This window comes from Kribbella sp. CCNWLW201, assembly GCF_037203805.1.
GTDB lineage: Bacteria > Actinomycetota > Actinomycetes > Propionibacteriales > Kribbellaceae > Kribbella.
In genome coordinates, this window is sequence record NZ_JBBCBQ010000002.1 from 311365 (window position 1) to 335708 (window position 24344).

Genomic DNA, 24344 nt, shown 5'->3' on the forward strand with positions numbered 1-24344 from the left:
AAATGTGTTGCTGGGTGATCACTGAATGGGTGTTGCGTGAGTGAGTGCGTCAGCTCTCGGCCGGCGCGGTCTCCTCGGTGCTCGCCTCGGCAGGTGCCTCGACCGTGTCCTGCACGGCCGGCGCCTCGTCCGCCACGGGGGCGGCCTCGGCCGGCAGCTTGTCCTGCAGCGCCGCGAACAGGCGCGCGGCCTGCGACAGCGGAGCAGCGAACAGCGACACCGCTTGCTGCGGAGCCGCCTTCATCGCACCTGCGAGCTTCGCGAGGAGAACCTCACGCGACTCCAGGTCAGCGAGTTTGGTGATCTCGTCAGAGCCGAGTGCCTTACCTTCCAGCACTCCACCCTTGATGACGAGAAGGGGATGCGCCTTGGCGAAGTCACGCAGGCCCTTGGCCGCGACCACCGGGTCGCCCTTGATGAAGGCGATGGCCGACGGACCCTGCAGCAGCGAGTCGAACGACTCGACGCCGGCATCCTTGGCCGCGATCTTGGTCAGCGTGTTCTTCACCACGGCGTAGTTCACGTCGTCACCGAGCGTAGTGCGCAATTCCCGCAGCTGCGCCACGGTGAGTCCGCGGTACTCGGTCAGCACGGCGCCGTTCGAGCTACGGAAGTTCTCCGTCAGCTCCGCGACGTCGGCAGCCTTGTCCGGCCTCGCCATGGGGTCTCCTTTTCTTGGCTTCCACGCCTGAGACCCCTGGAAAAGGAAAACGCCCCTGCGCAGGCGCAAGGGCGTGAACATACTGATTCACTATCCAAGTCACCTGCGCGGGCCGCCCACTCGAAAGTGGGACCTTCAGCTACTCAGGGAGCAGCGACCAGCGGTCTTCGGCAGGATTCAGTGTGCCTGATCTTGACTCGGGAACCAAATCGGTTCCACTCAGCCTGGCTGCTCATCGGTTCCACTCAGCCTGGCTGCTCCGGGATCGGGTGCGGTGGAATCCACCGCTGCATCGCGGTCGCCGCGGCCCAGCCGGTCGCGGCCATGATCACGATCGCAGGCGCCAGCCCGAGTACGGCGGTCGCGCCCGCCAGCAGCAACGGACCGGCACCATTCCCGGTGTCGGCGAACAGTCTGAACGCACCCAGGAACTGCGCCCGGCCGACCGGTGGAGACGCATCCGCCCCCAACGTCATGATCACCCCGGCCCCCAACCCGTTCCCGACGCCCATCAGCAGGGCGACCGCGGTCAGCGCGGCGGTCGTGTGGGTCAACGGCAGCAGCAGGTGGGCCAGCCCGAGCACGAACATCGACGGTACGGCGACCCACTTGCGACCAAGCCGATCCATCACCGAACCAGCCGGATAGAAGAGCAGCATGTCGACCGCACCGGACAACCCGAAGATGATGCTGGTGGTCTGCGGATCGAGCCCGATGTGCAATGCCCACAGCGGAATCACCACCTGCCGGGACGCCCGGACCGCTCCGACCAACAGCGCCCCGACACCGAGGGTCCGCAGGACCGGCAGATGGTCCCGGATCACGGCCCACGTCGACTGCGCCGCGACCGGGCGACTTCCACGCGTACGTCGTACCGACTCGACGTCGGGCAGACTCAGCAGGACGCCGCAGGCCAGGACCGCGGCGACCAGATGGACCCAGTAGGCGCCGTCGGTGCCGAGGAACCTCATCGCGAACGCACCCAGGAACGGGCCGATGAAGGAGCCGATCCGTTGCACGCCGCCGAGCGTGGACAGCGCGCGAGCCCGCATCTCGACCGGCACGGCCTCGCTCAGGTACGCCTGCCGGGCCAGGCCCCACACCGCGCCGGCCACTCCGGTGGCGGCGATCGCGATCGCGAGGCCCCAGGCCGTCGGGACGAGCAGGCAGGCAACCAACGCGAACGCGACCAGGACGGTCGCGAGAAGCATGGCGCGACGCTCACCGATCTTGTTGGTGAGCGAACCGGCCGGGATGTCCCCGATGACCTGGCCCAGGCCGGCGGCCGCGACGACCAGACCGGCGGTCGCGACCGAGGCGCCGAGATGGGTGGCGGACACGGCCACGACCGGCGCGATCGCACCTTGGCCGATGCCGTAGAGGAGGGCCGGGAGGTAAACGGACGGGGCGATCCGCCAGAGATTCATCGGACGGACCCGGCCGGCGCCGAGGCCCGCGCCGTACAGGTGTCACGCGCCGCCGGGGTCGCACCCAGCAACTCGGACACCGACCACGCCGCTGGGACGACCAGCTCCCCGAGTTCGTCCAGCCGCTCCGCGGGCATCCGCATCTCCGGTCCGGAGATCGACAGACAACCGACGGCCTGACCTGAGTGATCGAAGACCGGTGCGGCGACCGACCTGATGCCGGGCGTGCGTTCCGACATCGACTTGGCGAAGCCCTTCGTCCGGATCTCGGCCAACTGAGCGGCCAGTACGACGGGATCCGTGATGGTCTGCGGAAGCACCTGCGCGAGCGGAGCCGCCAGCACCTCGACCTGCCGCTCCCACGGCGAGAACGCGAGCAACACCTTGCCCGGAGCCCCGAGCGGCAACGGCACTGGAATGCCGAACTCTGTATAAGTACGACGCAATTGGTGACGACTCTCGACCTGATCCACGACGACGCGTTGCCCGGTCGGCAGCAACTCGTGCACGGCCGCGGTCTCCTCGGTCTCGTCACGCAGCGCGCGCAGCACCGGCATCGCGGCGTCACGCAGGCCGGCCGGGATTCCACCGCTGTGAGCCAACTGAGCGACCAGCGGGCCGATCGCGTAGCGGCGGTGCGCCGTCTGGCGGACCAACCCGTTCTCCTGCATCGCCAGCAGGAGCCGGTGCACGGTGCTGGTGGACAGCCCGGTGGCGCGCGCCAGGTCACTGATGCCGAGGTCGGGAGTGCGGGCGTCGAAACACCGCAGGATCGCCACCGCCCGGTCGATCGACTGCACCGCTCCCCGCGGAGCAGCCTCGGCCTGGTTTTCCTGCATATCGAAAGACTATCCCACGATACGGGAAATAGGCCCGGACTCTCACTGAGTGGACACCCCGGCCCCTAGGCTGACCGGACGTCGTGCCGATCACGTTGGGAGCACCATGTCCGGTCCGGTCCAGGTGGGATCCGCGAAGGTTGCTGGCAGCAACGAGGTGCCGGTGGTGCTGGTTCCCGATCGCGGGGTGGTGCGGATCGCCGACCTAGTTCCCGGGTTCGACGGCGATCTGCCGGCGTTGTTCGGCCGGATGACGCTGCGCGAACTGGCCCCCGCGGCGGAGGGCGCGCCGGCTGAGGTGTTCCACGGTTCGGCCGAGGTCGGAGCGCCGTACCGGCATCCCCGGAAGCTGTGGGGGATCGGGCTGAACTATCTCGAGCACGCCGGCGACCTGTCCGAGAACGTGCCGACCGAGCCGGCCTCGTTCATGAAGGGCGACCACACGATCATCGGGCCGGGCGATCCGATCCCGGTGCCGTCGCAGAGCACCCGGACCACGGCCGAGGCCGAGCTCGGGCTGGTGATCGGGCGCGAGTGCTACCAGGTCGAGGAGGACGAGGCGCTCGACTACGTGTACGGCGTGGTGCCGGTGCTGGACCAGACGGCCGAGGACATCCTGGAGCGCAATCCGCGGTTCCTGACCAGGTCGAAGAACTTCCCCGGTTTCTTCTCGTTCGGACCGTGGATCACCGGGCTGGACGCCGTACTCGCGCACTGGGGTTCGCTCGACGCGGTGGAGGTGTCGACGGTCATCAACGGATCGGTGCACCGGAGCAACACGGTGTCGAACATGGCGTTCAGCCCGGCATTCCTGGTCAGCTTCCACAGCAAGGTGATGCCGCTCTTCCCCGGCGACATCATCTCCACCGGTACGCCGGGCGCGGTGCACATCAATCCCGGTGACGTGGCCGAGTGCCGCATCCCCGGCGTCGGCGTGCTGAGCAACCCGGTGATCGCCGGCCGATGACGATCACCGAGTCCTGGGCGTCCATCGACCAGTGGCTGGCCCGGCACGCGCCCGCGACTCACGCCGTACTCGCGCCACCCGCCACCGATGCGGACCTGTCCGTGATGGCGTTGCCACCTGAACTCGTCGAGTCCCTCCGCTGCCACAACGGCCTGACCGCGTGGGCCAGCATCCTCCCCGAGGCGCCACCGTCCAGCGCAGCCGAGATCGCCGCCAACTGGCAACTCCGGATGGAGCTGTCCGACGACTACGACGGCTTCACCGTCCACCCACCCAACACCGAGCCCTACTGGCACCCGTCCTGGATCCCCTGGGCCGACTCCGACGGCGACCTCCAGATCATCGACTTACGCCCCGGCCCAACCCACGGCCGCCTAGCCATGGCCTACCACGACAGCACCGCCGACTTCACCGACAGCTGGCCCAACCTCACTGCATACCTGGAAGCCATCGTCCAGTCCCTCCACACCGGAACGGCTGTCAACGGCTGGTACCCCTACCTCACCACCCACCAAGAACTCTGGTGGGACCGAGGCCCCGACAAGACCTCCGTCAACGATGAGCCCTTGGTCCCGGCCTTCCGTTCGGATGGGTGACCGGGATCAGGGCCACGAACTCCTCAAGACCCTTGAAGTCATCGGGATTGACTGTGAACAGGGGCAGGCCCTCGGCGACGGCGATGCTGGCGATCATCAGGTCGGCGACGCGACCTCGCGGCGACCGACCGACAGCGACGACAGCTGCGCACATCCGCCCATAGATCCGGGCAGCGTCGGCACCGAACGGGATCGGGTCGAATTCGTTCTCCGCACGCTGAAGGACGTCCATCCGCAACGCCCGCTCCAGGTGCTCGTCGTACTCGTTCTGCTCGCCGTTGCCACGCACCTGATGCGGTCCTGCAGACAGTTCAGCCAAGGTCACGGCGGTGATTGCCATCTCGTCCGGCAGCTCGGCAGGGTCGATCCCCTCCCGGAGGATCACCACGTTCGTGTCGAGCAGTCCCTGCCGGCGGTCACCGGGCATACGGGTCGTCCAGCTGGTGATCAGCGAAGGCGTCCTGATCGGCCCGGAAGCTCTCCAATGAGATCTTGGGGGCAGTGCGGGACATGGCGGCGAACTCGTCACGCGGGACGAACCGACGCCGGCGGCGCAGCGGGATCAGCTCGCCGATGCGGTGGCCATCCCTTGTGACGGTGAAGGACTGGCCGTTCTGGACGGCGTCCATGATCTCCTTCGACCGAGTGCGCAGGTCGCGTTGGGTGATCTCAGGTTGCCCGCTCATGTGAACAGGATAGCCGTCTGTGCCACATGGTGCTACCGCATAGCACCATGTGGCGGACGTTCTAGCTGAGGACGGCGAGGGCGTCTATTTCTACCAGCATGTCTTCGCGGGGGAGGCCGGTGAAGACGGTGGTGCGGGAGGGGAGGACGCCGCTGGGGGTGCGGGTGGAGAGGTACTCGGCGTACGCCTCGTTCATGGCGGCGAAGTGGTCGCGGGTGGTGAGGTAGACGCGCATCATCACCACGTCGTCGAAGCTTCCGCCGCCGGCCGTCAGGATCGCCTCGACGTTCTGCAGGACTCGGGTGGTCTGGCCCTTCACGTCATCGGTGAAGACGAACTCGCCGGTGGCCGGGTCGACAGATCCCTGGCCGGACACCTGCAGGATGTTGCCCTTGCGCACGCCCTGCGAGTACACCGGCATCGGGGCGGGCGCGTCGGTGGTGGAGACGGCGGTCTTGTCGGACATCAGGGTCATACCTCTCAGTTGTAGTCAGTACTGATCGCCTTGGCAGTGGCGAGCAGGTCGGGCAGGAGCTCGAGCACCTGCTCGTAGTTCAGCAGTACGTCGGGCACCGAGACGGACACCGCCCCGACGACCCGGCCGTCGTGGTCGGTGACCGGTGCGCCGATGCAGTTGATGAAGGACTCGTGTTCAGCCCGGTCCTGCGCCCACCCCTGCGCCCGAACGTCATCCAGCTCATCCCGCAGCGCGTCGGAGTCGGTGATCGTCTGCGGCGTGAACGCGTGGTAGTCGATCGACGCCAGCAACGCCTCCCGCTGCCGCTTCGGCTGAGCCGCCAGCAACACCTTGCCGACAGCGGTGCAATGCAGTGCAGCCGGTACGCCGACCTGCGAGTACATCCGCACCGACCGCACACTGTCGAGCTTGTCAATGTAGATGACCTCACCGTTCTCCCACGCCGCGAGGTGCACGGTCTGTCCGGTCTTCTGGTTCAGCTGTCGCAGGTGGGGCGCTGCAACAGCCCGTACGACGTGCTGCTCCCGAGCCGCATCCGCGAGAGCGAACAGTCGCGACCCCAACCGATAGCGGTGCGACTCGTCACGTCGTACGAACCTGTCCGCCTCCATGGTCCGCAGCAGCCGCAGCACAGTCGTCTTGTGTACGTCGAGCTCCGTCGCAAGCTGATCCAGCGACCTGTCGCCCTCCCCCAGACTGGCCAGGATCTGCAGCGCCCTGGCAAGGCTCTGACTCATGGCAACTTCACTCCCGCTGGACCGACCTGTGTGACGGCCCACTCCTCGTCAGAGCAGTTCAACAGGGTCTGACGGACAGCTGGGTCCAACGGCGCAGCATGGTCCTCCGGCACTGCCAGCACCGCTGCAGCACCCAGGTGCCCCAACCGCAGCCTCTGCTCCATCGGCAACCCCTGCAACGTCCCAGCCAGGAAGCCAGCCGCGAAGGCGTCACCAGCGCCTACAGGCTCGACTACCTCAACAGTGAGCGCCGGAACCTCGGTACGACGACCGTCCGGCTCCAGCACCAGAGCAGTATGCGCGTCGTTCTTCATCACCAGCGTGCACCGCGGACCGAGAAGCTCACGCAGCTCAGCAGAGTCACTGGCCCCCGCAAAGACCTGAGCCTCGTCAGCACCGATCAGTACGACGTCAGCCGCCCGCAGCAACCGCCAGAGCGGCTCCGGGTCCTTGTCGCGCCACAACGCCGGACGCCAGTTCAGGTCGACACTCAACTTGAAGCCGTAGGTGTCTCGCAGGTCCGCCAGGCGCTCGAGCATCGCGGCGGCCGTGGTGGAGATGGCAGCGGTGATGCCAGTGGTGTGCACCAACTCCGCACTCCTCAGCCGGGCCTGGATCGCGGGCCGCTCCAGGAAGGCCGGATCCATAGCCGAGGCGGCCGAGCCGGAGCGGTAGTAGTGCATCCGCGACCGACCATCCATGGAGTGCTTCACGTACAGCCCGGTGGGCCGCTCCAGGTCCTCCTCCACACCGCCGACCTCGACGCCACGGTCCTGCAGATCACGCAGTACGTGCCGGCCGAACCCGTCGTCACCGAGGCGCGAGATCCAACTGGTCGCGATCCCCAGCGCCGCCAGCCCGCCGGCCACATTGCACTCGGCCCCACCCACGGACCGCCGGAACGTCTCGACGTCCTCCAACGGACCGCCCGCGGCACCGGCGAACATGATCATCGCCTCGCCGACACAAACCACTCGCGGCCGGGGTGGTGTCTCAGGAACCGGCTCCGGCATCGGCACTCCTCCGGGCGTGAGTGATGGGATGGGGGTGGAACACGTTTCGTTGACGCGGGTTCCGGCGCGATGCTACAACCGTGGAGTCAGAATGCGCAATCATCGTTGCGTATTCTGCAATCTCAGCCAACAGCAGAGGATCAGATGCCAGCCTCCTACGATGCAGACGCCCTCGCCGCTCTTGCCGACCAGCAGGTGAGCTGGCAGGACAAGGCGCTACCGCCCGCGTTCTGGGGCCGGACTGTCGCCGACGTGCTGGCCGACAAGCCCCGGCTCTCGCAGCTGCCCACTCCCCTGCTGACCCTGTCCGCGCCCGGCATGCGGCACAACGTGGACACCCTGGCTCGCTGGTGCACCAACCACGGCGTCGAGCTGGCACCACACGGCAAGACGACGATGGCCCCCGCCCTTTGGGCCATGCAGCTCGAGGCCGGCTCCTGGGCGATCACCCTCGCGAACGGCTTCCAGCTCGGCGTCGCCCGTGCGTACGGCGTCAGCCGGGTGCTGATCGCCAACGCGATCGTGTCCCCGCTGCAACTGCGCTGGATCGCTGATCAACTCGCGTCCGACCCCACGTTCGAGGTCCTGGTCTGGGCCGACTCGGTCCGCACCGTCGAGATCATGGAGGCCGCCCGGTCGGCGTACGTCGGACCGGACGCACGGCCACTCGACGTACTGGTCGAGGTCGGCGGACTCGACGGCCGGACCGGCGCCCGCGACGCCGAGACCGCGCTGGCCGTCGGCGAAGCGATCGCGGACGCGTCGACGCTGCGCCTCGCCGGGGTCGCCGGGTACGAGGGTGCGATCGGCCACGGTGTCGACGAGGCCGACCTCGAGACGGTGCGGTCGTACCTGCGCGAGCTGGCCGGGATCCACACCAGCCTGCGGAAGAAGGGTTTGTACGACGCAGGCGTCGTACCGGTTGTGAGCGCTGGAGGCAGTCAGTACTTCGATGACGTCGCGCGGGTCCTGGCGCCACTCGGCGAGGACGGGGCGCGCGTCGTACTGCGATCGGGCGCGTACATCACGCATGACGACGGTATGTATCGCCGGCTCTCGCCGCTCGGTGAGACGCCGCGGACGGATGGGGACCGACTGGTTTCCGCGATGCACGGATGGGTCCGGATCACCTCGCAACCCGAGCCCGGGCTGGCGATCTTCGACGCCGGCCGACGTGACCTGCCGTTCGACCAGGATCTGCCCGAACCACAGCTGATCCGGCCGCGGTCCAACGGCGAGCCGGTACTGAAGGCCGACGGGATGAGAGTCACCAAGCTGAACGACCAGCACGGCTATCTGCACTTCGACGGCGACCCGGTCGTCATCGGCGACGAGCTCAGAGTCGGCCTTTCACACCCGTGTACGGCGTTCGACAAGTGGGGACTGATCCCGGTCGTCGACGACCCGGATGCGGCCGACCCCGTCGTCGTCGACCTGATCAGGACCTTCTTCTGACATGGCCGACCTGCTGATCAAGAGCGCCACCGTACTGGATGGCTCCGGCGCTCCCGGGTTCGTCGCCGACGTTGCGGTCGACGCCGGCCGGATCGTGGCCATCGGCAACGAGCTGCCGTCCGGCCGCCGTACGATCGACGCGGACGGGCTGGTGCTGTCGCCCGGGTTCATCGACATGCACGCGCACTCCGACCTGCAGATCCTGGCGAATCCGGACCACACGGCGAAGGTCAGCCAGGGCGTCACGCTGGAGGTCCTCGGCCAGGACGGCCTGTCGTTCGCGCCGATCGACGACCCGACCCGATCCACGCTCCGGCGCCAGATCGCCGGCTGGAACGGCGAACCCGACGACTTCGACTTCACCTGGTCCACCGTCGGCGGGTACCTCGACCGACTCGACCAGGGGATCGCCTGCAACGCGGCGTACCTGATCCCTCAGGGCACCCTGCGGATGATGGTCGTCGGCACCGAGAACCGCCCGGCCACCCGCGCCGAGCTGGACGAGATGAGTCGCCTCCTCGCCGAGGGCCTGCAACAGGGCGCGGTCGGGATGAGCAGCGGCCTCACCTACACCCCCGGCATGTTCGCGACCACCGACGAACTGGTCGAGCTGTGCACCGTCCTTGCGTCCTACGGCGGTTACTACAGTCCGCACCAGCGGTCGTACGGCGAGGGCGCTTTGGACGCGTACGCCGAGATGGTCGAGATCGCCCGTCGATCCGGCTGCGCCCTGCACCTCACCCACGCGGTGATGAACTTCGAGCCGAACCGCGGTCGCGGCGCCGACCTGGTGGCGATGATCGACAAGGCCGTCGCGAACGGGGTCGACGTCACCACCGACACCTACCCGTACTTGCCCGGGGCAACGACACTGGCGGCGATCCTGCCGAGCTGGACGGCCGAAGGCGGGCCGGACGCGCAACTGGCGAGGCTCCAGGATCCGGCCTCGCGCGATCGCATCGCGCACGAACTGGAGCACATCGGCTCGGACGGTTGCCACGGGTGTGTGACGGACTGGCACACCATCGAGATCGGTGGCGTGAAGAACCCGGCACTGAACAGTGCTGTGGGCAAGACGATCGCCGCGATCGCCCTTGAGACCGGCGCGGCGCCGGCCGACGTGTTCTTCGACCTGCTGATCCGCGACAACCTGGCGACCTCGATCCTGCAGCACGTCGGGCACGAGGAGAACGTCCGGACGATCATGCGGCACTCGAGTCACACCGGCGGCTCGGACGCGATCCTGGTCGGGGCGAAACCACATCCGCGCTCGTGGGGCACGTTCCCGCGTTATCTCGGCCGGTACGTCCGCGACCTCGGCGTACTCGATCTCGCCGACTGCATCCATCACCTCACCGGCCGCCCGGCCCAGCGCCTGCGGCTGACGGATCGCGGGCTGGTTCGGGAGGGGTACTACGCCGACCTCGTCCTGTTCGATCCCGCCACCGTCCGCGACACCGCCACCTTCGACGATCCCCGCCAACAGGCCGAAGGCATCCCGTACGTCCTCGTCAATGGCGTCCCCGTGATCGACGAAGGCCACCGCACCGACGCCCTCCCCGGCCACGCCGTCCGCCGCGTTTCCCTGTGAAAGGACTCTGCATGAGCACGACCTTGGATCTGCTTCGCACGGACCGCGTCCTGACCGTGGTCCGGGCGCCGGAGATCTCCGATGCTCGCGACCTGTGCGCGGCGCTGGTTGCCGGCGGCATCCATGTCGTGGAGCTGACCTACACCACGCCGGACCTCCCCAGGCATCTCGAGCGCGCGGCATCCACCGCGGCCGAGACCGGCGCGGTGGTCGGGGCAGGCACGGTACAGACCGGCGCACACGCGAAGCAGGCGATCGATGCCGGTGCCCAGTTCCTCGTCACACCGGGCCAAGGTCCCGAGGCGCCCGCGATCGCCGACGCCGCCCGCGCCGCCGGGATCCCCTTCGTGCTGGGTGCGTTTACCCCGTCCGAAGTCATGACTGCTCTCGCCCTGGGTTCCGACGCGGTGAAGATCTTCCCGGCTCACCAACTCGGTCCGAAGTACTTCAAGGACCTGAACGGCCCGTTCCCTGGCGTGCCGCTGATCCCCTCCGGCGGCGTCAATGCCGGCAACGCCCGTGACTTCCTCGCCGCCGGCGCTCTCGCGGTCAGCGCGGGCACGGACGTCGTCTCGCCTACCGATGTCGCGGCGGGGAAGTGGGAGGAGATCACCGCGAAGGCAGCCACCTTCTGCAAGGCCTTGCAGTGAAGGTGACAGCGGTCGAGACCATCCGCCCCCGGATCCAGTCGAACCTGTGTTTCGTCCGACTGCACACCGACACCGGGCTGACAGGTCTCGGGGAGTCCTTCTTCGGCGCACCGGCCGTGGAAACACACCTCCACGAGACTGTCGCACCTCTGCTGCTCGGCCTGGATGATCCCGCACCACAACAGGTCGCTGCACTGCTCACGCCGTACGTCGGCTATCAGGGCGCCGGCGCCGAACTCCGCGGCAACGGGGCCGTCGACATCGCCTTGTGGGACTTGATCGGCAAGACCACCGGCCTGCCGTTGGCGCGGCTGCTCGGCGGACCGGTGCGGGACCGCATCCGGACGTACAACACGTGTGCTGGTGGGCGCTACGTCAGCACCACGACTCGGCAGAGCTCCTCGAACTGGGGCCTGCCCGCGGATAGCGGCGAGTACGAGGACCTGTACGCGTTCCTGCACCATCCCGCCCGGCTCGCCCGCGAACTGTGGGACGAGGGCACGCGCGGGATGAAGATCTGGCCGTTCGACCAGGCCGCCGAGGAGAGCAACGGGACCGACATCTCGCCACGGGCGCTCGCCGCCGGCCTGGACATCGTCGCGGCGATCCGCGCGGAGGTCGGGCTCGAGATGGACCTCATGATCGAGTTGCACGGCCTGTGGACCCGGACCGCCGCCGCCAAGATCGCGCGGGCGCTGACGGAGTTCCGCCCGTACTGGATCGAGGACCCGCTCCGCCCCGACGCCGCTGACGCACTCGGTGCCCTCCGCGCGGAGATCGACGTACCGATCGCCACCGGCGAGACCTGCATCGGGCGCCGCGGCTTCCTGCCGCTCTTCCAGCGCGGCGCCGTCGATGTCGCAACCCTCGACATCGGCTGGACCGGCGGCATCACGGAGGCGGTGAAAATCGCCTCCCTCGCCGACGCCTACTCGGTCCCGATCGCCCCGCACGACTGCACCGGCCCTGTCTCCCTGTCCGTCGCCACCCACGTGGTCTGCAGCCAACCCAACGGCCTGATCCAGGAAACCGCCCGGTCTTTCATCCGCACCTGGTACGCCGACCTGGTCGAAGGCCTCCCGGAACTCGTCTCCGGTGAGGTCATCCTCCCCACCACCGCCGGCCACGGCATCCAGCTCAACCCGACCCTCCCGGATGCCATCACCCGGATCACTCGCCGGTAAAGACAGGGGTCAGCCCCAGCACTGGTTGGTGGGATTCCCGGATGCGCCGGCCCCACGTTGCCGGGAATCCTCGGGGACATGGCGACACTCGACGGCAAGCTCGGCGATGCGATCGACGACCGGGTTGCGGAGGCTTTGGACGACTACATTGCCGAGGGACGGCTGGACGGCCGGATCCGCCCACGCCACTCGCCCGGTGGTCTCGCCGCCGCCGTCGCCGCCGGTGTCGCGGCAGTGCTGCTCCCCTGGTGCCTGATCCTCGCGGCGACACTGCCGAGTACCTACCAGGCCCACCACTGGCAGCTTGCCTGGATCGGACTCGACTGCGCTACCGCGGTTGCTGCCGGGCTGACGGCGTACCTGCTCCACACACGCGACAGGCGGGCCGCACTGACCGCGACGGCCGCCGGGACGCTGCTGACTGCTGACGCCTGGTTCGACGTCAGTACAGCAGCGCCCGGCTTCGACCACACGCTGTCTCTGGCCGAGGCAGTCGTTCTGGAACTGCCTCTGGCGCTGTGTGCCTTCCTGCTTGCCGCTCGCGTGCTGCGGAAGGGCTAACCGATCAGCTCGAGCACAGGCCCTTCGTGAAGCGCCCGGTAGACCTTGTCGCGTAGTGCGTTGGCCTCTGCGTCCGTGAGGGTTCGGTCCACCGGTCTGAGGACCAGTCTGACCAGTACATTTCGCTGACCGGGCGTCAGCTGAAGGCGATCACGTGCAGCCGGCGGCAGGTCGTCGTACGGCGTCTCACCAAGGACCTCGAGGGACTCCGCGGCGTCAGCGTCGTCGCCGAGTGCACTGCGGACCTTGTCACCGAGTACCTCGGGTGACACGTCGGCAGAAGCGTCAACGACGACGGAGAGGTCGCGTCGGACCGGTGGCATCGAGGACACCGGCTTGTACGGCGCCAGGTCGAGCATCTGGTCCGCTACCCGGGGATCTGTTGACCTGAGCAACCGGATGTCGCGAATGCCCTTGCGCAGCATGAGAAGGCGGTCCAGCCCCGGTCCCATGGCCAGACCGGTCCAGCTGGCATCCAGACCGGCTTGTCGAAGTACGTGTGGCGCGGCGACACCGCACTCACCGATCTCGATCCACTGGTCGTCGAGCAGTACGTCGATCTGGCGGCCATGGATCGTGTAGGGGTGGACTGCGGGCACAGTCCGGTATGTCTGACCCGGCAGCACAGTGTCTACGAGCCGGGCGATCATGTCCTCCAGCTCGGGTACTCCGAGGGTGACGTTGCGGCTGATCCGCCACAGGTCGAGCTGGTGCGGCGTACCGGTGTGCTGCCAGTCGACAGAGTCACGGCGGTAGCAGATGCCCGCACAGATCATCAGTACGTCGGACGATGTCGAGTCGGCCAGCTCCCGTAGTGCGGGTGGAATCATCGCGGACGTGTGACTTCGCAGTACCTCGCCCTCTGACGCGTAGCGGGTGTAGCGGGCCTCACGGGTCACCGCGTCACCGGCGTATCCGAGGTTGTCATAGTTGTCGGCCAGCGTGACCACGGGATGGTCGCGCCTGGTCCAGATCTCGGTGTACGGCCAGGCGTGGCCCAGCGCCGTACGGATCGAGTCGACGATCAGCTGGATGGCATGCGGTCCCTGGGACGGATCGGTGAGGTCGCGCAGGGCCAGGGCGTCGTGCAGTTCAACACGGGTAAGGACAGACATGGGTTTCGCTCCAAGGTGACGGTCTCGACGGGGGTCCACCCCGGTCGGCCGCGGTCACCTCAGGAGAGAGCGCAGCAGCGACTCGCCCCGTCGGCACCGTCGTGCCGGCCGGGGCGCGGAAATCGCCGCGCGTGCTGCGTCATGCGACCCACTGTACCCGTCTCCACCGCTGTACCTGGAGGGAATTCAGTGTGCACTCGGTCGGCATTCTTCCGGCACTCTTCCGGACTTCCCTGCCCAGCAGGCTGAATCGGATGCAACGATGGGGCGCATGCGATGGATCGACACACTCGAAGCCGCGGCCGCCGAGAAGCTGCCCGAGGCCGTGCACCGGTACTACCGGCAGGGCTCGGCCGGCGGGATCAGTGTGGGCGAGGCCGTCGCGGCCTGGTCGGCGTACCGGTTCCGGCCCCGCGTCCTGACCGACGTGTCCACAGTCGAGTTGGGGACGACGGTGCTCGGGACTCCGGTTGACCTGCCGGTGCTGGTCGCGCCGTCGACGATGCAGCGGATGGCGGATCCGGACGGCGATGTCGCGATGGCGACCGGTGCAGGCGCGGCGGGCTCGCTGATCGGCGTGTCCAGCAACGCCGGGACGACGTTCGCCGACCTCAGGGCGACCGGTGTGCCGTGGTGGCTGCAGATCTACATCGTCCGGAACCGTGAGATCACCAAACAGATGCTGGACACTGCGGTCGAAGGCGGGGCGCGAGCCGTCGTCCTGACCGTCGACACCCCAGTGGTCGGACGCAAGGAGGACACCGGGCAGACCGTGTGGGAGCTTGCGCAACCCGGCCAGTGGCTGGCGAATCTGCCCGAAGGCGATTGGGTCGACGAGGATCTGGCGAAGGCGGACGACCTGAGTCCGGACGTGATCGGCTGGCTGGCCGAGCGCACCGGGCTGCCGGTGGTGGTGAAGGGCGTGCTGCGCGGCGACGACGCCAAACGCTGCGCGGACGCGGGCGCCGCCGGCGTGATCGTCTCGAACCACGGCGGCCGCCAACTCGACGGCGCCATCCCAACCGCGCATGCGTTGCCGGAGGTCGCGGAGGCGCTCGCGGGCACGAATACCGAGATCTACGTCGACGGCGGCATCCGCCGCGGTGAACACATCCTGGCCGCCCTCGCGCTCGGCGCCCGCGCCGTCTTCGTCGGGCGACCAGCGCTCTGGGCCCTGACCATCGGCGGCTCCGCCGGAGTCACCCGCCTGCTCACCGACCTGGGCGACGAACTCGACCACACCCTCCGCCTGATCGGCTGTCCACGCCCCACCGACCTGACCCCTGACCTGGTCACCCGGCGCCTCGCGGACTGATCCTGGTGGACAAACTGCGGATCGTCACCCTGAACGCGTTCTTGCCGGGCTACCAACTCCTGCACAATTTCGCCGAGCGGAACGGACACGAAATCGTCCTCGTCGTGACGCTGCCGCGGACCAACCGGTACGGCGATTCCGCCCCGCTCGCGGTCGACCTGCCGGACGGGAGCAACGCGCTGATCACCAGCAAGCTGCGGACCGTCGCGGCGCCGGTGATCGAGGCGATGCGGCCGGACGTGATCATCTCGGCGGCCTTCCCGCGGCTGATCCCGGCAGAGATCCTCGAGATCCCCAAGTACGGCGCGATCAACTGCCACCCGTCCCCGTTGCCGGCCGGACGCGGACCGACGCCGCAACGGCTGATCTACGAGGGCGACGAGCGAGTCGGCGCGACCGTGCACAGGACCGCATCCGAGTTCGACACCGGAGCAATCCTCGCGCAACGGATCGCGCCGCTACCGGACGATCTCAACGGCACCGGCATCATGCAAACCTGGCGCACCCTCCTCAGCGAATGCCTAGACGAGGCCGTCCCTCGCCTCATCACCGGCGACCCCGGCAAGCCCCAAGACCCAGCCAAGGCAACCGAGGCACCTTTCTTCACCGAAGCGGAGCACCTACTAGACCTAACCGAACCGAGCGCACTAATCCGCCGCAAAGCCGCAGCCCTCAACGTCACAACCCCCGCAGCCAAAATCCACCTAAACGGCCAAACCCACGTAATCACCCGAACCGCCCCCGCCCCACCCGACCCAACCGCCACACCAGGCAGCGTCCTAGAGCTCCACGACGACGGTTGGACCATCCAGACCGCCGACCTCCCCCTCCGCCTAACCCGCCACTCCCCCTAAGCACAGCCCTTCCCGCCCCAAGTTCCCGCCCACCCAAGTCCCCCCGAACCAGCCAACACCCGCCAACCGACCGGCCTCCCCCGGGCAGCCCCGAACTACCTAGTCTCCCGGCTCATCACTCCCTGACAGCCGCGGACGGCCAGCCGAGCAACTGCCCCAGGCGGCCTCAGGCTGCCCCCGGTCACCCGGCCCATCGCTCCCCAGCAATCCAGTGCGGCCGCTCAACCAACTGCCCCGCCCGGCCACGGGCTGCCCAGTCTCCGGCCTACCGCCCCCAACAATTGGGAGCCCGCCAGGCGAACGCCCCGGACATGGTCGATCGACCGAGCAGCTTTCCCGGTCGCCCACGGTGCCCGGTGCCTAACTCATCCCTGCTAAAAGTGTGGAGCTGCCGACCAAGCGGCTTCCCCGGCCTCGGGTTGTCCGGTCTGCTCGGTTTCTCGCTGCCTGCCACCTCCGCGCCGGGCGGAGGTGCAGCCGGGGGGTGGGGGGCTGAGGTCGAGCTCGGCGGGGTGGGGGAGGTGGGGCATGCGAAGGGGCCCCGGTCGGGAAGACCGGGGCCCCTTCGGTGCTGTTGACGGTTAGGCGTCGGCGTTTTCTTCGAGGAGGTTGCGGGTGAGGTTGGGGTCAACCTGGACACCCGGGCCCATCGTGGTCGAGAAGACGGCCTTCTTGATGTAGCGGCCCTTCGAGCTGGCGGGCTTGAGGCGGAGGATCTCCTCGAGTGCGGCGCTGTAGTTCTCCACCAGCTGGGCCTCGTCGAAGGAAGCCTTGCCGATGATGAAGTGCAGGTTCGCGTGCCGGTCGACCCGGAATTCGATCTTGCCGCCCTTGATCTCGGTCACGGCCTTGGCCACGTCCGGGGTGACCGTGCCGGTCTTCGGGTTCGGCATCAGACCGCGCGGGCCGAGGACGCGGCCGAGCCGGCCGACCTTGCCCATCAGGTCGGGGGTGGCGACGACGGCGTCGAAGTCGAGCCAGCCGTCGGTCACCTTCTTGATCATGTCGTCGTCGCCGACGAAGTCGGCGCCGGCTGCCTTGGCGGCCTCGGCCTTGTCACCGGTGGCGAAGACGAGGACCCGTGCCGTCTTGCCAGTACCGTGCGGAAGGTTGACGGTGCCGCGCACCATCTGGTCGGCCTTGCGGGGGTCGACCCCGAGGCGCATCGCGACGTCCACGGTGGAGTTGAACTTCTTGCTGCCGGCGGCCTCCTTGGCCAGCCGAATCGCCTCGAGCGGCGTGTACAGGTGGTCGAAGTCGATCTTCTCCGCGATCGTGCGGTAAGCCTTGCTGCGCTGTGCCATTTCTTTTTCTCCTGTTGCGAACGGTCGCTCGATCGTTCGCGGGTTGTGGTCTCTGGCGGGCGAGCACATCGCCCTTCCACTACTGCTGGTCCACCGGGGTGAACCGGGTGGATGTCCTACTTGTCGACGGTGACGCCCATCGAGCGGGCGGTGCCCTCGATGATCTTCATCGCGGCGTCGATGTCACGGGCGTTCAGGTCCGGCATCTTGGTGGTGGCGATCTCGCGGACCTGGTCCTTGGTGATCTTGCCGACCTTGTCCTTGTGCGGGACGGCCGAGCCCTTCTGCAGACCGGCGGCCTTCTTGATCATCTCCGGCGCCGGCGGCGTCTTGGTGATGAAGGTGAAGGAACGGTCTTCGTAGATGGTGATCTCGACCGGAACCACGTTGCCGCGCATGGACTCCGTCTGGGCGTTGTACGCCTTGCAGAACTCCATGATGTTGACGCCGTGCGGACCGAGCGCGGTACCGACCGGCGGGGCCGGCGTCGCGGCACCGGCCTGGAGCTGCACCTTGACCAGGGCAGCGATCTTCTTCTTGGGAGGCATTTCGGGTCCTTAGACTTTCTGGATCTGGCTGAAGCTGAGTTCCACCGGGGTCTCCCGGCCGAAGATCTCCACCAGCGCCTTGATCCGCTGGGCGTCGGCATTGATCTCCGTGATCGTGGCGTGCAGGGTCGCGAACGGCCCGTCGACCACCATGACCGAGTCGCCGACACCGAAGTCCGCGACCTCGACCTTCTTCTTGGCCGCGGTCTTGGTCGGTGCGGCGCCGGCTTCGGCAGCCGCCGCCTCGGCCGCCGCCACGACGGCCGGAGCGAGCATCTTCTCGACCTCTTCGAGGCTGAGCGGAACCGGCTTCTGGCTGTTCCCGACGAAGCCGGTCACCGACGGCGTGTGCCGCACGGTCGACCAGGACTCGTCGGTGAGGTCCATCCGGACCAGCACGTAGCCGGGGAGCACGGTGCGCTTGACCATCCGGCGCTGCCCGTTCTTGATCTCGGCGACCTCTTCGGTCGGCACGATGATCTCGAAGATGTAGTCCTCCATGTTCAGGGAGTTGATCCGGTTCTCCAGGTTGCCCTTGACCCGGTTCTCCATCCCCGAATAGGTGTGGACGACGTACCAGTCGCCGATCTGCGAACGCAGCCGGCTCCGCAGCTCCTCGAGCGGGTCGCCCGGCTCCTCGGGCTCCGCTTCGGCTTCGTCGTCGGCAGTCTCGTCGGCCTGCGCGGCGGCGAAGGTGTCCATGTCGGCGTCGTCGGCCTCGTCCTCGTCCGACTCGTCGTCCGCGGTCACGCTCCCGGCGGCCGTCGTACCGGCGTCGGAGGAGAAGACCAGCTCGTCGTCGGCCGGCTCTTCCTCGGTGTCCTCGACTGCCGTCTCGGCGGTCTCGGCGGCCAGTTCGTCGGCGGCGTCGTCGACGTCGGACGCGGTCACGACCTCGTCGGCCTCCGCGGCGTCGGCGGCGGCGACCACTACGACGGGCTCGTCGTCGGAGTCGTCGGCGTCGGCCGGGCCCTCCTCGGCCTCGTCGTCGGCGGTGTACTCCTCGGTGTCGTCTTCGATCTCGATGTCGTCGTCCTCATCGTCGTCCTCGTCGAGATCCGCGAACAGATCATCGTCGTCGTCGGAGTCGTCCAGGTCGAGATCGAGGTCCAGGTCGAGCTCGTCGTCGGAGTCAGCGGATACGTCGAACTCGTCCTCGTAGTCGAGGACCTCGTCGTCGCGCTCGGACACGTTGTACTCCGTCATCTGTGCATCGGGTCTTGTCTGGTTCCCTGCTTCGGGTCGGGCCGCGGCCCGGGACCCCCGGCGAGTGCGTTCGTGGGCAGCTGCGAACTATCAGCCGAAGATCTTGAACATCGCCCAGCCGAAGGCGAGGTCGAGGACCGAGACGATCGCGATGACGAACACCACGAAGGTCAGGACGACCACGAAGTAGGTGGAGAGCTGCTTGCGAGTCGGCCAGACGACCTTGCGGAGCTCGGCAACCACCTGGCGGTAGAAGCGCAGCAGGCGGTTGCCCGACTTGCTCTCCGCAGGCTTGCCGGCGCCGGACGGTGCCGGGGTGCGCGTCTCCGTCACGACCTACCTCTTTCGCTAGCGGCGGCCTGACCGGCCCTGCGCCGGTCAGGATTTGCAGGGCACGAGGGACTTGAACCCCCAACCTTCGGTTTTGGAGACCGATGCTCTGCCAGTTGAGCTAGTGCCCTCTGCAATCCTCCGGACGCCGCGGGACCTGATCTCGGGCATGCCGAGTCAGGGCCTCCAACGCCCGGACTAGAAGAGTGTACGGGTTCGGGGCCACCTGGTCGAACTGAGGCCCTACCCGCACGACCCCCTCCCGGGCGTCGCACCGCGACCAGAACCATACAGCCTCCACCCGGTCCCAACGGACCACACCCCCACCGTGTTCCCGCGGACCGCCAGGCCATCGCAATGGGCGGCGTCGGCGACGGTCCCCGCCTGGGTGCGGACGGATCTCCCGAATGTGATGGCCTGGCGGTCCGGCCCCGACTACGCGCGGCGCCCGGGCAGTGCCAGGATGGGGGCCATGGGTTCCAGGGTTTCGGCGCGGATCGGCGCCATCAGTGAGTCGGCGACGCTCGCGGTCGACAGCAAGGCGAAGGCGCTCAAGGCGGCCGGGCGCCCGGTGATCGGGTTCGGGGCCGGTGAGCCGGACTTCCCGACGCCGGACTACATCGTCGACGCGGCCGTCGAGGCCGCGCGCGATCCGAAGAACCACCGCTACAGCCCCGCGGGCGGCCTGCCGGAGCTGAAGCAGGCGATCGTCGACAAGACCAAGCGCGACTCCGGCTACGCGGTCGAGGCGGCCCAGGTGCTCGTCACCAACGGCGGCAAGCATGCGGTCTACAACACGTTCGCGACGCTGCTCGACCCGGGCGACGAGGTGCTGCTGCCGGCGCCGTACTGGACGACGTACCCGGAGGCCATCCAGCTGGCCGGCGGCGTACCGGTCGAGGTGCTCGCCGACGAGACCCAGAACTACCTGGTCACCGTCGAGCAGCTGGAGGCGGCCCGGACCGAGAAGACCAAGGCGCTGCTCTTCTGCTCCCCGTCGAACCCGACCGGCGCGGTCGACAGCCCGGAGGCGGTCGAGGCGATCGGCCGCTGGGCGCTCGAGCACGACATCTGGGTGGTCACCGACGAGATCTACGAGCACCTGACGTACGGCGACACGACGTCGACGTCGATCCCGGTCGCCGTACCGGAGCTGGCGGACCGGACCGTCGTACTGAACGGTGTCGCCAAGACCTACGCGATGACGGGCTGGCGGGTCGGCTGGATGATCGGCCCCAAGGACGTGATCAAGGCCGCGACGAACCTGCAGTCGCACCAGACCTCGAACGTCTGCAACATCGCCCAGCGGGCCGCGATCGCCGCACTGACCGGCGACCTGAGCGCGGTCGACGAGATGAAGAAGGCGTTCGACCGCCGCCGCCAGACGATGGTGAAGCTGCTGAACGAGATCCCCGGCGTCGAGTGCCCGGAGCCGACCGGCGCGTTCTACGCGTACCCGTCGGTCAAGGGTGTGCTCGGCAAGGAGATCAACGGGCGGACGCCGAACTCGTCGGCCGAGCTGGCCGAGATCATCCTGGACGAGGCCGAGGTGGCCGTCGTACCGGGTGAGGCGTTCGGTGCGCCCGGGTACCTGCGGCTGTCGTACGCGCTCGGCGACGCGGACCTGGCCGAGGGCGTCGGCCGGATCGCCAAGCTGCTGAGCTGACCCGAGCTTGATGAACGGGCCGTCCATCCACAGGGTGGACGGCCCGATTTCTGTCCGGGCGCGGTGCGTCGGTAACCTTCTGTAATGACGCATCGGGATCTGCGGGTGCTGCCGAAGGCGCACCTGCATCTTCACTTCTCGGGCTCGATGCGGCACCTGACGCTGGTCGAGCTGGCGGACAAGCACGGCGTCCGGTTGCCCGACGCGCTGCGCACCGACTGGCCGCCGGACCTTTCCGCGGCCGACGAGCGCGGCTGGTTCCGGTTCCAGCGGCTGTACGACATCGCCCGGTCGGTGCTGCGCACGGAGGACGACGTACGGCGCCTCGTCCGGGAAGCGGCCGAGGACGACCGGGCCGACGGCTCCCGCTGGCTCGAGATCCAGGTGGACCCGTCCGGGTACGCGAACCGCTTCCACGGCATCACCGAGTTCACCGATCTGGTCCTGGACGCGGCCCGGGACGCGGCGGCGTCGACCGGGATCGCGGTCCAGGTGGTGATCGCGGCCAACCGCACCCGCCATCCGCTCGACGCACGCACGCTGGCTCGGCTCGCTTCGCAGTACGTGGGACGTGGTGTGGTCGGGTTCGGACTGTCGAACGACGAGCGCCGCGGTACGACGTCTGAGTTCGCGCCGGCCTTCCGGATCGCCCGCAACGCCGGACTGCTTGCAGCACCGCATGGTGGCGAGCTGTGTGGGCCGGCAACCGTCCGGACCTGTCTGGACGAGCTCGGAGCCGGCCGCATCGGCCATGGTGTCCGTGCCGTCGAGGATCCCGAGCTCCTGAAGCGTGTGGTCGACGCACAGGTCGCACTGGAGGTCTGCCCGGCCTCCAACGTCTCCCTCGGCGTCTACCACCGTGCCGAGGACGTCCCCCTGCGGCAGCTGTACGAGGCCGGTGCACGGATCGCGCTGGGTGCCGACGACCCCCTGTTGTTCGGCTCGCGTCTGGCCGAGCAGTACGAGACAGCCCGCACAGTCCACGCCTTCACCGACGAGGAGCTCGCCGACCTGGCTCGCGGCTCCGTCCTGGCGTCCACCGCGCCGGCCGACGTACAGAAGAGCCTCCTGACCGAAATCGACGACTGGCTCGGCGTCAACGCCCCCGCCTTGGCTTAGCCGTCGGAGGTTCTCTACCGCGTCACAATCGGTGAGCAGGGCATTGTCGTGGGGAGGATCTGAGCCTTACGTTGCGTGCATGAGCGCGACGAAGATCTTGCTGCCTGAGGACGAGTTGCCGACGCGTTGGTACAACGTGCTGCTTGATCTGCCGACGCCACCGCCGCCGGTGCTGCACCCGGGGACGGGACAGCCGGTGGGGCCGGACGATCTGGCGCCGCTGTTCCCGATGGATCTGATCCTGCAGGAGGTGTCGCAGGACCAGTACGTCGACATCCCGGGCGAGGTACTCGACGTGTACCGGCTGTGGCGGCCCAGTCCGCTCTACCGGGCGCACCGGCTGGAGAAGGCGCTCGACACTCCAGCACGGATCTACTACAAGTACGAGGGCGTGTCCCCGGCTGGGTCGCACAAGCCGAACACCGCCGTACCGCAGGCCTACTACAACGCGAAGTCCGGCGTCCGGAAGCTCACCACCGAGACAGGTGCCGGCCAGTGGGGTACGGCGCTCGCCTTCGCGTGTGCGCAATTCGGACTGGAGTGCGAGGTGTGGCAGGTCCGGGCGTCGTACGACCAGAAGCCGTACCGCCGGACCATGATGGAGGTGTTCGGCGCGACCGTGCACCCGAGCCCCTCGGACCTCACCGAGGCGGGTCGCAAGATCCTCGCCGGCGATCCCGACTCCACCGGATCACTCGGTATCGCGATCAGCGAGGCGGTCGAGGCCGCCGTACAGGACGAGACGGTGCACTACGCGCTCGGCTCGGTGCTCAACCATGTGCTGCTGCACCAGACGATCATCGGCGAGGAGGCGCTGATCCAGCTCGCCATGGTCGGTGAGACTCCGGATCTACTCGTCGGCTGCACCGGCGGCGGCTCGAACTTCGGCGGCCTCGCCTTCCCGTTCCTCCGCGAGAAGTGGGCCGGCCGGATGGCGCCCGTCATCCGCGCGGTCGAGCCGGCCGCGTGCCCGTCGCTGACCCAGGGTACGTACGCGTACGACTTCGGCGACACGATCGGGATGACGCCGCTGATGAAGATGCACACCCTCGGCCACGACTTCGTCCCGGACCCGATCCACGCCGGCGGGCTGCGGTACCACGGCATGAGCCCGATCATCAGCCACCTCTACGAGACCGGTGAGATCGAGGCCGTCGCCAAACAGCAGTCGGAGTGCTTCGCGGCCGGCGTGCAATTCGCCCGCACCGAGGGCATCGTGCCGGCGCCTGAGCCCACGCACGCGCTAGCCGCCGCTATCGAGGAAGCCCTGCGCTGTAAGGAGTCCGGCGAGGAGAAGGTCATCCTCACCGCCCTCTGCGGCCACGGCCACCTCGACCTGGCCGCGTACGACGCCTACCTCAGCGGCACCATGACCGACCGAGCCTGGGACGACGCCGACATCCAGGCATCCGTCGCACAGGCCCTGAGCCGGCTACCAGTGGTCAGCTAACCCCCACCGCGCTTCCACCAGGGTTTGGGCCGCTTGGCGACAGCTGCCAGCCAGTCCGCCGGGATGGCCCACCCCCTGGTGCTCAGTGCCTCGAAGTACTGCGCTTTGAGGCTGTCCGGCAACCAGTACGTCGCAGTGACGTGGCCGGCGGCCTCGAAGTACGTCGTACGCCGCCGAGCACTCCACACGGTCGCCTGACTGGAGCAGTAGGCCAACCGTACGTAGTCCCACCGTGCCTGGTCGTCCTCCATGTCGAACGATCGCTCACGACCCCTCGACTCTGCTGCCAGCTTCTCGATCAGCTCCTGCACCAGCGGCCGGTCGTCAATCATCTCGTCCGGCAACCGCAGGCCGGCCGGCTCCAGGACAACAGGTCCGAGTCGGGGTCGGGCCACGTCCAGGAAGACCTCCAGCAAGGCAAACCCTTCCTCGGCCCGCCCGAAATGCGCGAGCTCCGCCCGCAACGTCGTCACTGCTTCTTCGGCCACTGGAAGACCTTAATCTGCCCCGGTCTGCCCCACGATGCCCCACTAGCTCACGCTCAGCTAACCCCTCCGCAGCACCGATCTGCCCCGGTACGACGGTCTGCACC

General features: G+C 68.1%; 26 protein-coding genes and 1 tRNA gene. 12 read left to right on the plus strand and 15 right to left on the minus strand.

Annotated features, from left to right (window positions below):
* Positions 1–49: 49 nt before the first annotated feature.
* From rplJ to V9K99_RS11185, 3 genes are all read right to left on the minus strand, one after another.
* Entirely contained in the window at positions 50–661 is a 612-nt protein-coding gene (rplJ, locus tag V9K99_RS11175; RefSeq protein WP_337003860.1) for a 50S ribosomal protein L10, read from the minus strand.
* Positions 662–906: 245 nt separating this feature from the next.
* Complete coding sequence (locus V9K99_RS11180; protein WP_337003862.1) at positions 907–2088, minus strand: MFS transporter; 1182 nt, start codon at positions 2086–2088, stop codon at positions 907–909.
* Positions 2085–2927: an IclR family transcriptional regulator gene (locus tag V9K99_RS11185; protein ID WP_337003863.1), complete on the minus strand. Its 843-nt coding sequence runs from the start codon at positions 2925–2927 to the stop codon at positions 2085–2087. Before V9K99_RS11185 ends, V9K99_RS11180 begins: the two co-directional genes overlap by 4 nt.
* Before the next feature lie 106 nt (positions 2928–3033).
* Here V9K99_RS11185 and V9K99_RS11190 point away from each other — a divergent pair, with 106 nt between their 5' ends.
* Positions 3034–3894: a fumarylacetoacetate hydrolase family protein gene (locus tag V9K99_RS11190; protein WP_337003865.1), complete on the plus strand. Its 861-nt coding sequence runs from the start codon at positions 3034–3036 to the stop codon at positions 3892–3894.
* Complete coding sequence (locus V9K99_RS11195; protein ID WP_337003867.1) at positions 3891–4490, plus strand: SMI1/KNR4 family protein; 600 nt, start codon at positions 3891–3893, stop codon at positions 4488–4490. The genes V9K99_RS11190 and V9K99_RS11195 overlap by 4 nt, the downstream gene beginning before the upstream one ends.
* On the opposite strand, the gene V9K99_RS11200 is transcribed toward V9K99_RS11195, so the two are convergent.
* The 5 genes from V9K99_RS11200 to V9K99_RS11220 form a co-directional block, all read right to left on the minus strand.
* Positions 4447–4917: a type II toxin-antitoxin system VapC family toxin gene (locus V9K99_RS11200; RefSeq protein WP_337003869.1), complete on the minus strand. Its 471-nt coding sequence runs from the start codon at positions 4915–4917 to the stop codon at positions 4447–4449. The two genes, V9K99_RS11195 and V9K99_RS11200, sit on opposite strands and share 44 nt — an antisense overlap.
* Positions 4907–5176 (minus strand): type II toxin-antitoxin system Phd/YefM family antitoxin, encoded by a 270-nt coding sequence (locus V9K99_RS11205; protein ID WP_337003871.1) that lies wholly within the window; start codon positions 5174–5176, stop codon positions 4907–4909. Before V9K99_RS11205 ends, V9K99_RS11200 begins: the two co-directional genes overlap by 11 nt.
* A gap of 61 nt (positions 5177–5237) precedes the next feature.
* The gene (locus tag V9K99_RS11210; RefSeq protein ID WP_337003873.1) at positions 5238–5642 is read right to left on the minus strand and encodes a RidA family protein; all 405 of its coding nucleotides are present in this window, start codon (positions 5640–5642) and stop codon (positions 5238–5240) included.
* Between the two features lie 14 nt (positions 5643–5656).
* Complete coding sequence (locus V9K99_RS11215) at positions 5657–6391, minus strand: IclR family transcriptional regulator (RefSeq protein WP_337003875.1); 735 nt, start codon at positions 6389–6391, stop codon at positions 5657–5659.
* Positions 6388–7404 carry a sugar kinase gene (locus V9K99_RS11220; protein WP_337003877.1) on the minus strand — a complete coding sequence of 339 codons (1017 nt, stop codon included), beginning with the start codon at positions 7402–7404 and terminating at the stop codon, positions 6388–6390. Before V9K99_RS11220 ends, V9K99_RS11215 begins: the two co-directional genes overlap by 4 nt.
* Before the next feature lie 144 nt (positions 7405–7548).
* Between V9K99_RS11220 and V9K99_RS11225 the strand changes: the two genes are divergently transcribed.
* The 5 genes from V9K99_RS11225 (at position 7549) to V9K99_RS11245 (ending at position 12845) form a co-directional block, all read left to right on the plus strand.
* Positions 7549–8859, plus strand: coding sequence for an amino acid deaminase (locus V9K99_RS11225; RefSeq protein WP_337003879.1), 1311 nt, complete (start codon positions 7549–7551; stop codon positions 8857–8859).
* A 1-nt stretch (position 8860) separates the two neighbouring features.
* Positions 8861–10450, plus strand: a complete 1590-nt coding sequence (locus V9K99_RS11230; protein WP_337003881.1) for an N-acyl-D-amino-acid deacylase family protein — start codon at positions 8861–8863, stop codon at positions 10448–10450.
* A gap of 11 nt (positions 10451–10461) precedes the next feature.
* Positions 10462–11100: a bifunctional 4-hydroxy-2-oxoglutarate aldolase/2-dehydro-3-deoxy-phosphogluconate aldolase gene (locus tag V9K99_RS11235; protein WP_337003883.1), complete on the plus strand. Its 639-nt coding sequence runs from the start codon at positions 10462–10464 to the stop codon at positions 11098–11100.
* Entirely contained in the window at positions 11097–12284 is a 1188-nt protein-coding gene (locus tag V9K99_RS11240) for a mandelate racemase/muconate lactonizing enzyme family protein (protein ID WP_337003886.1), read from the plus strand. Before V9K99_RS11235 ends, V9K99_RS11240 begins: the two co-directional genes overlap by 4 nt.
* A gap of 78 nt (positions 12285–12362) precedes the next feature.
* A complete protein-coding gene (locus V9K99_RS11245; RefSeq protein ID WP_337003888.1) occupies positions 12363–12845 on the plus strand; it encodes a hypothetical protein in 483 nt (160 codons plus the stop codon).
* Here the strand turns inward: V9K99_RS11245 and srmL are convergent.
* Complete coding sequence (gene srmL / locus V9K99_RS11250) at positions 12842–13960, minus strand: PheS-related mystery ligase SrmL (RefSeq protein WP_337003890.1); 1119 nt, start codon at positions 13958–13960, stop codon at positions 12842–12844. The two genes, V9K99_RS11245 and srmL, sit on opposite strands and share 4 nt — an antisense overlap.
* Positions 13961–14231: 271 nt before the next feature.
* Here srmL and V9K99_RS11255 point away from each other — a divergent pair, with 271 nt between their 5' ends.
* Both V9K99_RS11255 and V9K99_RS11260 read left to right on the plus strand, forming a co-directional pair.
* Entirely contained in the window at positions 14232–15275 is a 1044-nt protein-coding gene (locus V9K99_RS11255) for an alpha-hydroxy acid oxidase (RefSeq protein ID WP_337003892.1), read from the plus strand.
* A gap of 5 nt (positions 15276–15280) precedes the next feature.
* Positions 15281–16129 (plus strand): methionyl-tRNA formyltransferase, encoded by an 849-nt coding sequence (locus V9K99_RS11260; RefSeq protein WP_337003894.1) that lies wholly within the window; start codon positions 15281–15283, stop codon positions 16127–16129.
* Positions 16130–16710: 581 nt separating this feature from the next.
* Here V9K99_RS11260 and rplA read toward each other — a convergent pair.
* The 5 genes from rplA to V9K99_RS11285 form a co-directional block, all read right to left on the minus strand.
* Positions 16711–17433, minus strand: a complete 723-nt coding sequence (gene rplA / locus V9K99_RS11265; protein WP_337003896.1) for a 50S ribosomal protein L1 — start codon at positions 17431–17433, stop codon at positions 16711–16713.
* A 116-nt stretch (positions 17434–17549) separates the two neighbouring features.
* Positions 17550–17981 (minus strand): 50S ribosomal protein L11, encoded by a 432-nt coding sequence (rplK, locus tag V9K99_RS11270; RefSeq protein ID WP_337003897.1) that lies wholly within the window; start codon positions 17979–17981, stop codon positions 17550–17552.
* Between the two features lie 9 nt (positions 17982–17990).
* Positions 17991–18911: a transcription termination/antitermination protein NusG gene (nusG, locus tag V9K99_RS11275; RefSeq protein WP_442914730.1), complete on the minus strand. Its 921-nt coding sequence runs from the start codon at positions 18909–18911 to the stop codon at positions 17991–17993.
* 366 nt (positions 18912–19277) lie between these two features.
* Entirely contained in the window at positions 19278–19520 is a 243-nt protein-coding gene (secE, locus tag V9K99_RS11280; protein WP_020388149.1) for a preprotein translocase subunit SecE, read from the minus strand.
* Positions 19521–19575: 55 nt separating this feature from the next.
* A tRNA-Trp gene (locus tag V9K99_RS11285) sits at positions 19576–19648 on the minus strand.
* A gap of 341 nt (positions 19649–19989) precedes the next feature.
* On the opposite strand from V9K99_RS11285, the gene V9K99_RS11290 reads away from it, so the two are divergent.
* The 3 genes from V9K99_RS11290 to V9K99_RS11300 all read left to right on the plus strand — a co-directional run bounded on the left by V9K99_RS11290 (position 19990) and on the right by V9K99_RS11300 (position 23752).
* The gene (locus tag V9K99_RS11290; RefSeq protein WP_337003901.1) at positions 19990–21183 is read left to right on the plus strand and encodes a pyridoxal phosphate-dependent aminotransferase; all 1194 of its coding nucleotides are present in this window, start codon (positions 19990–19992) and stop codon (positions 21181–21183) included.
* 84 nt (positions 21184–21267) lie between these two features.
* On the plus strand, positions 21268–22302 hold the full coding sequence (locus tag V9K99_RS11295; protein WP_337003903.1) for an adenosine deaminase: 1035 nt from the start codon (positions 21268–21270) through the stop codon (positions 22300–22302).
* 79 nt (positions 22303–22381) lie between these two features.
* On the plus strand, positions 22382–23752 hold the full coding sequence (locus V9K99_RS11300) for a TrpB-like pyridoxal phosphate-dependent enzyme (RefSeq protein WP_337003905.1): 1371 nt from the start codon (positions 22382–22384) through the stop codon (positions 23750–23752).
* Here the strand turns inward: V9K99_RS11300 and V9K99_RS11305 are convergent.
* Positions 23749–24240 (minus strand): hypothetical protein, encoded by a 492-nt coding sequence (locus tag V9K99_RS11305; RefSeq protein ID WP_337003907.1) that lies wholly within the window; start codon positions 24238–24240, stop codon positions 23749–23751. The genes V9K99_RS11300 and V9K99_RS11305 overlap by 4 nt on opposite strands.
* Positions 24241–24344 lie beyond the last annotated feature (104 nt).